Raw genomic sequence first — 12,583 nt, forward strand, 5'->3', positions numbered from 1 at the left:
GCAAGCGGAGGGCCACTGCCCGTGGTCTACCCATCTGAGTAGTTCTCCCGCCGCCGGGCACGTCCCTAGAGTCAGTTCCTGACCTCCGTCCGGAATGGGAAGTTCCGGCGCGGAGTGGCCTGGCGCCGAAGAGAAGGAGCCGAGTGTGACTCTCCTGTCGTCGCATCGCCCGGTGGAGCCGCGGCCGTGACCGCGAGCCTCGTGGACCTCTTCGAAGCGCAGGTGCGACAGCGGCCGGACGCGCTCGCGCTGGCATGCGGCCGGGACTCGGTGTCGTACCGCGAGCTCGACCGCCGGGCCGACCGGTTGGCCCGGCTGCTGACCGAGCACGGTGCCCGCCCGGGCACGTTCGTCGGGGTGCGGTTGCACCGGTCGGTGGACGTGCCGATGGTACTGCTCGCCGTCCTGAAGTGCGGAGCCGCCTACGTGCCGTTGGACCCGGCCTTTCCCGAGGAGCGCGTGGCGTGGATGCTGCGGGACTCGGAGCCCGTCGTGGTCGTCGGCACGTCGGACGTGCTCGGCCCCGGTGACGCCGACCTGGGCGGGATGGAGGCGGTCCTCACCGGCCACTCGGCCGTCGAGGAGGCCCGGGTGCTCGCCCACGACGGCGGCGGAGCCGACTCCGGACCGGTCGCGTACGTGGTACCCGCGCACGATCGCGCGGGTGCCGTGCGCCGCCTCGCCGGTGCCGACCCGGACGCGCTGCGACAGGTCCACACGCTGCCCAACGGCGTGGAGATGTTCCACCAGAACAAGAGCGAGACCGAATTCCTCTTCGAGGAGATCTTCACCCGGCGCGGGTACCTGCGACACGGCATCAGCGTCCGTGACGGCGACGTGATCTTCGACGTCGGCGCGAACATCGGTATGTTCACGCTGTTCGCCGGCCTGCACTGGCCCCGCGCCACCGTCTTCGCCTTCGAACCGATCCCGCCTCTGTACGAGTCCCTGCGCCGCAACGTCGAGCTGCACGACCTGCCCGCCACCGCGCTCCCGTACGGGCTCGCCGCGAAGGCCGGCGAGGAGACGTTCACCTTCTACCCGCACAACACGGTCATCTCGTCCAGCCGTACCAGCCCCGAGGCGGCGCATGACCTGGTCCGGTCCTACCTGCGCAACCGATCCGACCACCTCCTCGACACGCCCGGTGACGACACGGGCATCAGTGACGAGGACCTCGACGAGCTGGTCGACGCCGGCCTGTCCAGCGAACGTTTCACCTGTCCGCTGCGCACGCTCTCCGACGTCGTACGGGAGCGCGGCGTCGAGCGCATCGACCTGCTGAAGGTTGACGTGGAGAGCGCCGAGTACGAAGTTCTCCAGGGCATCGACGACGAGCACTGGCCCCTCATCCGCCAAGTGGTCGTCGAGGTGCACGACGTCGACGACCGCCTGGCGAGCGTGCTGACCCTGCTGCGGGGGCGCGGGTACGAGGTGACCCATGCGCAGGACCGGCTCCTGAGCGACACCGCGCTCCACAACGTCTACGCCACCCGGCCCGCCGCCGGTGGTGGTGTCGCCACCGACCGCCCGGCGACCGGCGACCCGGAGTCAGGGCAGCGGTGGCGCGGTCGTACCGCGTTCCTGGACGACCTCCGCGCCGCCGTCACCGCCGCGCTGCCCGGTCACCCGGTTCCGCCCGCGCTCCTGCTGGTCGACCGGCTGCCGCCGGAGCACGGTGGGGACATCGACCCGGGCGAGCCGGGCGTCCACCCGGCCGGCCCCGAGCGGATCCACCTCGACGACCCGGCGGTCGCGGCCCGACTGGCCGACGGCCCGGGCGGAGGGTTGCCCTCGTCGCCACGGGCGGACGACGCCGCCTACATGATCTACACCTCCGGGTCGACCGGCCGGCCGAAGGGCGTGGTCGTCCCGCACCGCAACGTCGTGGCGCTGTTCACCGCGGCGGGCGAGCTGTTCGACTTCGGTCCGGGAGACACCTGGACGTTGTTCCACTCGTACGCCTTCGACTTCTCGGTCTGGGAGATGTGGGGCGCCCTGCTGCACGGCGGCACGCTCGTCGTGGTGCCGACCGAGATCGCCCAGTCTCCGCCCGATCTCCTGCGCCTGCTGGCCGAACGGCGCGTCACTGTGCTCAACCAGATCCCGTCGGCGTTCTACGAACTGATGCGGGCCGACGCCGAGGACCCGGTCACCTCGAACCGGCTCGCGCTGCGCTACGTGATCTTCGGGGGCGAGGCGCTCGACCTGGCGAGGCTGGATCAGTGGTACGGACGGCACGACCCGCACCAACCCGAACTGGTCAACATGTACGGCATCACCGAGACCACGGTCCACGTCACTCATGCCGCGCTCGATCGCGACCGACTCTCCGCGCACAGCCAGATCGGCCGGCCGCTGCCCGGATACCGCTGCTACGTGCTGGACGAGAAGATGGATCTCGTGCCGCCGGGCGTGACGGGTGAGCTGTACGTCGGTGGTTCCGGCCTGGGATGGGGGTACTGGCGTCGCGGCGGGCTGACTGCCGAACGCTTCGTGCCGGATCCGTTCGGCCGTGCCGGTGAACGGTTGTACCGGACCGGTGACCTGGTGCGACTGGGCAGCGGCGGCCTCGAATACCTGGGGCGGGCCGACGACCAGATCAAGATCCGTGGCTTCCGGATCGAACTGGGCGAGGTCGAGTCGGTCCTCGCGCGCTGCCCCGCCGTGGCCGGTGCGGTGGTCGTCGCCGGTACGGACGCACGGGGCGAGCAGTGCCTGATCGGGCACGTCATGCCAGACCCGGCCGGCGCCCCCGTGGACCGGGAGAGACTGAGCGCGGCGGCGAAGGAGTTCGTCGAACGGCGGCTACCCGCCTACATGGTGCCCGTGGCCGTCGTGGTCTCCGAGACGTTCCCCCTCGCGCCCACCGGGAAGGTCGACCGGCGGGCCCTCCCCACGCCGACGTTCCGTACCCTGTCGCGCGCCACCCGGACACCCGTGGAGAGCGAGCTGTGCGGATTGTTCGGCGAGGTCCTCGGCCTCGACGGGGTCGGCGCCGAGGACAACTTCTTCGACCTGGGCGGGCATTCGCTGCTGGTGACGCGGCTGGTCAGCCGGGTGCGTTCGGTGCTCGGGGTGGAACTCGGCATGCGGGCGCCGTTCGACGCGCCCACACCCGCGCTCTTGGCGGACGTCGTGGCGCAGGCCCGGGAACGCCGGCTCAGGCTGCGGCCGATGCCGCGGCCCGAGCGGGTGCCGCTGGCCCCCGCCCAGGCCAGGATGTGGTTCCTGCACCGTCTGGAGGGACCCTCGCCGACGTACAACATCTCGCTGGCCCTGCGCCTGCAGGGCCGGCTGGACGGCGCCGCCCTCCGGGCCGCGCTGAACGACGTGGTCGCACGCCACGAGAGCCTGCGCACCGTGTTCCCCGAGACCGACGGCGTGCCGTGGCAACAGGTGATCCCGGCCGCCGCCGCCCACCTGGACGTCGAATCGGTGCGGGCGGACGGGAAGGACCTCGACCGCGTGCTACGGCCGCTGGCCCGCAACACCTTCGACCTCGCTCGTGAACTCCCGATCCGGGCCTGGCTGGTCGAGGTCACGGACGACGATCACCTCCTCGTGGTGCTGCTGCACCACATCGCGGCGGACGGCTGGTCCCTCGCACCCTTGGTCCGGGACCTCCGCGCCGCGTACGACGCCCGGCGCGCCGGCGCGGCGCCCGCCTGGGCGGAGCTTCCCGTGCAGTACGTGGACTACACGCTCTGGCAGCGTGAGCTGCTCGGCGACCCGTCCCGTCCCGACAGCATCCGGAGCACGCAGCTGGACTACTGGCGGCACACACTGTCGGGGCTGCCCGACCGCATCCCGCTGCCCGTCGACCGGCCGCATCCCGCCGTCGAGACCCACCAGGGCGACCTCCACGGGTTCAGTTGGGACGCGGACCTGCGTGCCGCGCTGGCCACGCTCGCCGCCACGCACGACGCCAGCCTGTTCATGGTGCTGCACGCCGGTCTGGTGGCGCTGCTCGCGCGGCTCGGCGCGGGCGCCGACATCCCGGTCGGCACGTCGGTCGCCGGGCGTACCGACGAGGCGCTGGACGACCTGGTCGGCTTCTTCGTCAACACGCTCGTCCTGCGCACCGACTGCTCCGACGTTCCGACGTTCCGGCGCCTGCTCGCCCGGGTCCGGGACGTGGACGTGGACGCCTACGCGCATCAGGACGTGCCCTTCGACCACGTGGTCGACATGCTCAACCCGACTCGCTCCCGTGCCCACCAGTCCCTGTTCCAGGTGTTCCTCGGCCTGCAGAAGGCGCCGCCCACCGAAATCCCGATGGACGGACTGACCGTGACCGAGGAGGGATTCATCCCGACGGGGACGTCCAAGTTCGACCTCTTCCTGCACTTCACCGACCGGGAGGACCGGCTCGACGGCACGATCGAGTTCAACACCGACGTGTTCGACCGCGGAACGGCCGTGTCCCTCGTGACGCGTCTGCGCCGGCTGCTGACCGCGGTGGCCGCCGAACCGGAGCGGCCCCTGGCCCAGATCGAGCTGCTCACCGAGGACGAGCGTCGGCGAGTTCTGGTCGACTGGAACGACACGGCCCGGGCCGTACCGTTCGCCCCGCTCGCGGACCTGTTCGACGAGCAGGTGGCACGCGCACCGGATGCGGTGGCCGTCGTCCACGGCGACAGCCAGGTGACCTACGCCGAGCTGGCCGAGCGGGCAAACCGGCTGGCGCGGCTGCTCATCGACCACGGCGTCGGCCCGGAACGGACGGTCGCCGTGCTGATCCGGCGGTCGGCGGACGTCGTGACCTGTCTGACGGCGATCCTCAAGGCGGGCGGCACGTACCTGCCGATCGATCCGGACTATCCGGCTGAGCGGATCGCGTTCATGCTGGGCGACGCGAGCCCGGTGACCGTGCTGACCACCACGGACCTGCGCGCCTCGGTGCCCGACGGCGCGTACGCGTGCGTCGCCGTCGACGACACCGACCTGGCGGCCTACCCCGCCCATCCGGTGCGCGACGACGAGCGGATCGCGCCCGTGCACCGGCTGACCCCGGCGTACGTCATCTACACCTCCGGCTCCACCGGGCGGCCGAAGGGCGTGGTCATGACGCCGGACGTCATGGTGAACATGTTCGAGTGGCACAACACGGTGCTCGGCCCGGGTCCCGGGATCCGCACCGCGCAGTTCGCCTCGTTGAGCTTCGACGTGTCACTCCAGGAGATGCTGTCCGCGCTGACGTCCGGTCGCACCCTGGTGATCGTGCCGGGCGACGTGCGCACGGATCCGCCACGGCTGGTCCGGTGGCTCGAACGGCACCGGGTCAACGAGTTGTTCGCGCCGAACCTGCTGATCGACGCGCTCGCCGGCGCCGCCAACGAGCTGCACGCCGACCTGCCGGACCTGCGAGACATCGTCCAAGCCGGCGAGGCGCTGACGGTGAGCCGCCAGGTCAGGGCGTTCTGCGGACGCCTGCCGGGCCGCCGGCTGCACAACAACTACGGGTCGACCGAGGCTCAGGTCGTCACGGCGCACACTTTGGACGGCGACGTCGCCGGCTGGCCCTCGCCCGTGCCCATCGGGCGGCTGCTGCCGAACCTTCGCGCCTACGTGCTCGATGTCGGCCTGCGCCCGGTGCCGGTCGGGGTCGTTGGTGACCTGTACACCGCCGGCGCGGGCCTGCCCCGGGGATACGGCAACCGTCCCGGGCTGACGGCCGAGCGGTTCGTGCCCGACCCGTACGGCCCGCCGGGTGGTCGGATGTACCGCACCGGCGACCTGGCCCGCTGGCATCCGGACGGCTACCTCGAGTTCCGGGGCCGGTCCGACGACCAGGTGAAGATCCGTGGGTTCCGGGTGGAACCGGGCGAGGCGGAGGCGGTGCTCGGCGGATGCCCGGGGGTGGCGCGGGCCGCGGTGGTCGTCCGGTCGGACAGCCGGGGCGAGCCGTGCCTGGTGGGATACGTGACACCGGAACCGGACGCCGCGCCGGACCTGGGCGTCGTGGCGCGCGGGTTCGCCGCCGAGCGGTTGCCCGCCTTCCTCGTGCCGGCCGTGGTCATGGTCCTCGACGACCTCCCGCTGCTGCCCAACGGGAAACTCGACCGCAGGCGGCTGCCGGAGCCGGTGTTCGCCGGGGCGGCCGGTGGCCCGCATTCGCCGATGGAGGCGGCGTTGTGCCAGCTCTTCGCCGAGGTGCTCGGTCTCGACGAGGTGGGCCCGGACGACGGGTTCTTCGAGCTGGGCGGACACTCGCTGCTGGCGGCCGGCCTGATCAGCAGGGTGCGCACGGTGCTGGGGGTGGACGTGGGCGTGGGCGCGCTGTTCCATGCTCCGACGGCCGCGGGGCTGGCCCGGTCGATCGCGGGCGACACCAGGGGCGGAGCCTTCGACACGCTGCTCGCGCTGCGGGGGCACGGCAGCCTGCCTCCCGTGTTCTGCATCCATCCGTCGAGCGGGATGAGCTGGTCGTACGCGGGCCTGCTGCACCACGTCGACCCGGAGACGCCGCTCTACGGGCTGCAGGCGGCCGGTCTCGTCGACGGGGACGTGATGCCGGAGAGCGTCGAGCAGATGGCCGAGGACTACCTGTCCCACATCAGGCGGGTGCAACCGGAGGGCCCCTACCAGTTGCTGGGCTGGTCGTTCGGCGGTCTGGTCGCCCACGCGCTCGCGGTCCGCCTCGAGCAGGCCGGCGAGAAGGTGTCGTTGCTGGCGATCCTGGATGTGCCCCCGGTCGTGGACCGGACCGGCGAGGAACTCCCGGACGGCAGCATCGAGCAGGCGCTCGGGGATGAACTCGACCAGGCCAGCCTCCCGGACCACACCGTCGAGCGGATCACCGCCAACGTCCGGCACAGCCTGCGGCTGCAGAGCCGCTTCACGCCGAGCGTGTTCGGGGGCGACCTGCTGCTCTGCACGGCCGGCCCGTCCGGGTTGGCGGATCAGTGGCGTCCCTACATCGGCGGTCACATCACCACGCACGAGATCGCCACGACGCACCACCGCATGATGCGCACCCCGGCCCTGAGGCAGCTCGGTCCCGTACTGGCGGCGGTCCTCGCCGACCTGGACCGGTAGCACGGGTGCCGGCGCGGGCCGTTCGTGGCGCCGGCCACAGAGCGTCAAGCCGGACGGCGACGTTCCAGATGGCGGACCCTTTCGCCCGCCGCGTCCCATCATCCGAAAGCCGTAAGCGGAATTCTGTGTGCCCGGCCGGAAACAGGCAGGTCAACGCGCTTCGGGCAACCCCAAGGAATCCAGTAACGGAAAGTAAGCACGCATGCGCCGAATAGTACAGTTGTCGTAGGGCACATACTCCCCACAATCAGGCTCGTGAATATTCCACGGCCTGCCGTTCGCACAGGGCCCTCCCTCGGCTGCCGATGGGAGAGCCGGACAAACGGGGGTGTTCCCAGGATGGCGCTTCGGGTACTCATCTGCGACGAGCGACCGCTGGTCACCGCTGGCTTGCAGCGTCTGCTGTCGGCGGAGCCCGACTTCGAGATCGTGGGTGTGGCGGACAGCGGTGTGCACGCCCTGATGCTCGTACGCTCCGAACGGCCCGACGCCGTGGTGACCGGCCTACGGCTGCGCGGAATGTCGGGCACCGACCTGACCCGCCGGCTGCGCGGCGACAACGAACAGACAAACCCCCCGGTGGTGGTGTACGCGGTCGAGGACTCCGAGGAGACGCACACGGAGGTGCTGCGGGCCGGAGCCAACGCGCTGTTGTCGGATGACGCCAGCCGCGAGGAGCTGGTGCTCGCGATCCGGGCGGTGGCCCGGGGGCAGGCGATGCTCGGCCCGTCGGTGGCCCGGCGGCTGCTCGACTGGTTCCGCAAGCACGAGAGCGAGCGGCCGCGGCCGCTGGCCACCCTGGCCATGACGCTCACCACCAGGGAGCGGGAGATCCTGCTACTCACCGCGCAGGGGCTGTCGGTCGAGCAGATCGCGAGCAAGCTCTACATCGGCGTGGCGACGGTGCGGACCCACATCTACCGGCTGCGATGCAAGCTCCAGGTCAGAGACCGCGCCCAGCTCGTCTCCTTCGCCTATCAGGCCGGGCTGGTCAACTCCAACTGACCGCGTGTGGTCGGTGGGCCGGGGCGGAGGCACTGACGGAAGGTGCTCAGCCCCGGCTGGCCGGCGCGTCTCCGAGCACCTCGCGCGATGTCGGCGTCTCCCGGTCGGCCCCGGACTCCGGCCCCGACGCCGGCGTCTCGTCGACCGGCTCCGGCAGCTCATGCATGGGCCGCAGCGGGCTGGCCAGGATCCAGAGCACGTTGAGCACCAGGCCCACCGCACCGATGATCATGCCGGCCCGGAGGCTGAGCAGGTCGCCGACCACTCCGCCGGCGAAGGTGCCCAGGGCGATCACCCCGTAGGAGATGAACTTGTAGGTGGCGTTCATCCGACCGAGCAGGTCGGTGGGGGTGATGGTCTGCCGGACACTGATCGCGACCACGTTCGACACGACGAGGAAGCCGCTGGCGGCGAACGCCAGGGTCAGCACCACCACGGTGAACACCGTGTTCGCCGGCGTCACGGCGATGACGACGAACGCCACGAACGGCAGGACGATCGACGCCAGGTACGAGCGGCCGATGCCCAGCCGCGCGATCAGCCGTCCGGCGGCGACGGCGCCGAGCACGCCACCGATCGCCCCGCAGGAGCGGATCAGACCGATCGTCGCGGCGTTGAGGTCCAGCGCCCGGACGGCGAAGACCGGGAACAACGCCATCACCCAGTTGGCGAAGAAGTTGTAGAGGGCGGCGCTCACCACGAGGGTACGCAGCAACGGGGCGCGTACGACGGTCACCAGGCCCTGACGGATCTGGGCCATGATCGGCGGAGCGCCCCCGGCAGGCGGCTCGGGCTGCGGCTCCCGATCCCGGATCGACGCCAGCGTCACGGCCGACACGACGAACGAGATCATCTGCGCCACCAGCGCGAACGGTGCGGTGAGCAGTTGCACCAGCACGCCGCCGAGGCCGGGACCACCGACTTCGGCGACCGAGTCGCTGGCCTGCAACCGGCTGTTCGCCGCGACGAGGTCACGCGAGGGAACGATCGACGGGACGAACGAGTAGTAGCAGAGCTCGAAAAGCACCGAGCAGGTGCTGAACACGAAGACCAGGCCGAGCATGATCCACATGGTCAGCGTGCCGGTCACCGCCAGGCCGAGGATGCCGAGCAGGACAACGCCACGCACCACGTCGGTGGTGATCATGATGGGGAGCCGGCGGCGCCTGTCGATCCAGGCGCCCGCCCAGAGCGCGAACAACAGGTACGGCAGGAACGTCGCGGTGCCGATCAGGCCGACCATAGACGGGCTGGCATCCAGGGTGTAGATCGCCACCAACGGCAGCGCCAACTGCGACACCTTGCTGCCCAGCAGCGCGACCGACTGCCCGCCCCACAACTTGAGGAAGCTGGCGTTGCGGTTCAACGGGGCGTCTGCTGATGCCTTCACCTGCGGTCCTCCACTGCGGGCTGGCGTACGTCAAGGGGGGTTGCCGTGCGAAAGGCGCGCCCGGCGAACGGCGGGCTCGGGGCGGGGGACGTCCCGGGCATACCGACGCTACCGCCAACCCGGGCACTCGGCCCGGTGACGCCATCAAGGTAAGCGAAATGATGGCGCCGAATACCTCGGAAAATGCGTTTGAGCCGCTCAACTGCAAGCCAGGAGCCTCCGCCGAATCAACGTCACGAGGCAGACGCCGCCCTCCGCGCTACCTAGCGTGAAAAGCGTTCCGGATCAGATTCCCGCGACCGATGAGCGAGGGGCCATGACGCAGATGCGGCGAGAGGACGCCACGACGGATCGAGTGTCGATGCTGTCCGACGTCAAGCAGGAGTTGTTGCGGCGGCGGTTGCGGGAGCGGGTGTCGGTGCAGCGGGGTGTGCCGGTGGTGTCGCGGGACGAGCCGTTGTTGCCGTCGTTCCAGCAGGAGGGGTTGTGGTTCCTGGACCGGTTGGATCCGGGGCAGACGGTCTACAACGTGCCGTTCGCGTTGAGGCTGCGTGGTGAGCTGGACGTGGCGGCGTTGCGGTCGGGGCTGCGGCTGCTGACCGTCCGGCACGAGGCGTTACGGACCCGGTTCACCACCGCGGCCGACGGCAGTCCCCGCCTGCTCATCGACCCCGCCGGCGACGGCCCGGACCTGCCGGTGATCGACCTGTCCACCGCCCACGACCCGTTCACCGAAGCGGTGCGTCACGCCGACACCGAGGCCCAACGACCGTTCGACCTGGCCACCGGCCCGCTGCTGCGCGCCGCCCTGCTGCGCCTGGACACCGACGACCACGTGCTGCTGCTGAGCCTGCACCACGCCGTCACCGACGGCTGGTCGGTCAGCATCCTCACCCACGAACTGTCCGAGGCCTACCAGGCCCTCACCCAGGGCCGGCAACCCCAGCTCCCCCCGCTGACCGTCCAACCCGCCGACGTCGCCGCCTGGCAACGCCGCCACCTCACCGGCGACACCCTGCGCGAACACCTGACCTACTGGGAACGCAATCTGCACGACCTGCCCACCCTCGACCTGCCCACCGACCGGCCCCGCCCCGCCGAACGCACCTGGGCCGGCGCCAGCTACCGGGCCCACCTACCCCGCGACCTCGGCCACCGTCTGCGCCGACTCGCCACCGACCACCACGCCTCCCTCCTGGCCACCCTCCTGGCCGGCTTCACCGTGGTCCTGTCCCGCTACACCGGCCAGACCGACATCACCGTCGGCTCCGTGTTCAGCGGCCGCCACCACCCCGAAGTCGAACCCCTCGTCGGCTACTTCGCCAACACCGTCGTGCTCCGCACCGACCTCACCGGCGACCCCGACTTCCACACCCTGATCAACCGCTGCAACGACACCGTCCTCGGCGCCCTGCAACACCAGGACATCCCCTTCAGCACCCTCGTCAGCCACCTCAAACCCCCACGCGACCCCAGCCGCAACCCCCTCTTCCAAACCACCTTCTCCCTGCGTTCGTCGGGCCCGGCGGATTCGGGTTTCGGATTGGGTGAGGTGCCCGGGGAAATGCTCCCCTTCCACACCACCCGGTCGCGGTTCGACATGACGGTGACCGCCATTCAGGGCCCCGACGACGAACTCGAAGTGCTCGTCGAGTACTCGACGGAGTTGTTCGGGGAGGGTCGGGTTCGGCGGTTGGTCGCTCATCTGGGTCGGGTGCTGGCCGCTGCGGTGGCTGATCCGGGGCTGCCGGTGAGTCGGCTGCCGTTGCTGGACGAGGAGGAACAGCGGCTGCTGGACTCGTTCAACGACACGGCGGTGGACTACGGACCCGCGGCGTGTCTGCACGAGACGATCAGCCGGCAGGCCGCCCGCACTCCCGACGCGGTCGCCGTGCGTTACGCCGGCGCCGACCTCACCTACGCGCAACTGGACCGACGCGCCAACCAACTCGCCCGGCACCTCATCGACCTCGGCGCCGGACCCGACCGGCTCGTCGGCATCTGCGCCCAGCGCAGCACCGAACTCGTCGTGGCCCTACTGGCCACCCTCAAAGCCGGCGCCGCCTACGTCCCCCTGGACCCCGACCACCCCCGCGAACGCCTGCGCTACCTCATCGACGACACCGACGTGCCCGTCGTGCTCACCCAGCACCACCTCACCGACCGGCTCCCCGACACCACCACCCACCTGGCCCTGGACACCGACTGGCCCACCGTCGCCACCCACCCCGACACCCCACCCGAAACCACGGTCACCCCCGACAACCTGGCCTACGTCATCTACACCTCCGGCTCCACCGGCCAACCCAAAGGCGTCATGGTCGAACACCGCGCCATCGACAACCGGCTGCGCTGGATGCAACACACCTACCCACTGCACGCCCACGACGCCGTCCTGCAGAAAACCCCCTACACCTTCGACGTCTCCGTCTGGGAGTTCTTCTGGCCCCTCATGGTCGGCGCCCGCCTCGTCCTCGCCCGACCCGAAGGACACCGCGACAACGCCTACCTCACCCACACCATCACCAGCGAAAACATCACCACCGTCCACTTCGTCCCCGCCATGCTCCGCCACTTCCTCAACCACCTCGACACCACCACCGCACCCACCACCCTCACCCGCGTCTTCTGCAGCGGCGAAGCCCTCACCGCCGACCTACGCGACCGCTTCTTCACCCACCTCGACGCCGAACTCCACAACCTCTACGGCCCCACCGAAGCCGCCGTCGACGTCACCTACTGGCAATGCCACCCCCACCACACCGACCCCACCATCCCCATCGGCCAACCCATCGCCAACACCCAATGCCACGTCCTCCACCCCCACCACCGACCCACCCCCATCGGCATCCCCGGCGAACTCCACCTCGCCGGCACCTGCCTCGCCCGCGGCTACCACCACCGCGACGACCTCACCAACCACACCTTCATCACCCACCCCACCACCGGCCAACGCCTCTACCGCACCGGCGACATCGCCACCTGGAACCCCGACGGCACCCTCGAATACCTCGGCCGCAACGACCACCAAGTCAAAATCAACGGCCAACGCATCGAACTCGGCGAAATCGAAAACACCCTCACCACCCACCCCCACATCTATCTCTTATACACCTCTCCAAGCCCACTAGACCGTACTATAACTCG

General features: G+C 70.3%; 4 protein-coding genes. 3 read left to right on the forward strand and 1 reads right to left on the reverse strand.

Translation table 11 applies throughout. The annotated features are described in order from the left end of the window. Nucleotides 1-186: 186 nt before the first annotated feature. The gene (locus F8279_RS00570) at nucleotides 187-7,041 is read left to right on the forward strand and encodes a non-ribosomal peptide synthetase (RefSeq protein WP_151498745.1); all 6,855 of its coding nucleotides are present in this window, start codon (nucleotides 187-189) and stop codon (nucleotides 7,039-7,041) included. 339 nt (nucleotides 7,042-7,380) lie between these two features. Further along, on the forward strand, nucleotides 7,381-8,046 hold the full coding sequence (locus F8279_RS00575; RefSeq protein WP_151498746.1) for a response regulator transcription factor: 666 nt from the start codon (nucleotides 7,381-7,383) through the stop codon (nucleotides 8,044-8,046). 46 nt (nucleotides 8,047-8,092) lie between these two features. Here the strand turns inward: F8279_RS00575 and F8279_RS00580 are convergent, their stop codons facing one another. Then, the gene (locus F8279_RS00580) at nucleotides 8,093-9,436 is read right to left on the reverse strand and encodes an MFS transporter (protein ID WP_151498747.1); all 1,344 of its coding nucleotides are present in this window, start codon (nucleotides 9,434-9,436) and stop codon (nucleotides 8,093-8,095) included. A 316-nt stretch (nucleotides 9,437-9,752) separates the two neighbouring features. Here F8279_RS00580 and F8279_RS00585 point away from each other — a divergent pair. Continuing rightward, a partial coding sequence (locus tag F8279_RS00585; RefSeq protein ID WP_151498748.1) for an amino acid adenylation domain-containing protein occupies nucleotides 9,753-12,583 on the forward strand: 2,831 nt, incomplete at its 3' end.

This window comes from Micromonospora sp. AMSO1212t (assembly GCF_008868145.1).
GTDB classification, from domain to species: domain Bacteria; phylum Actinomycetota; class Actinomycetes; order Mycobacteriales; family Micromonosporaceae; genus Micromonospora; species Micromonospora tulbaghiae.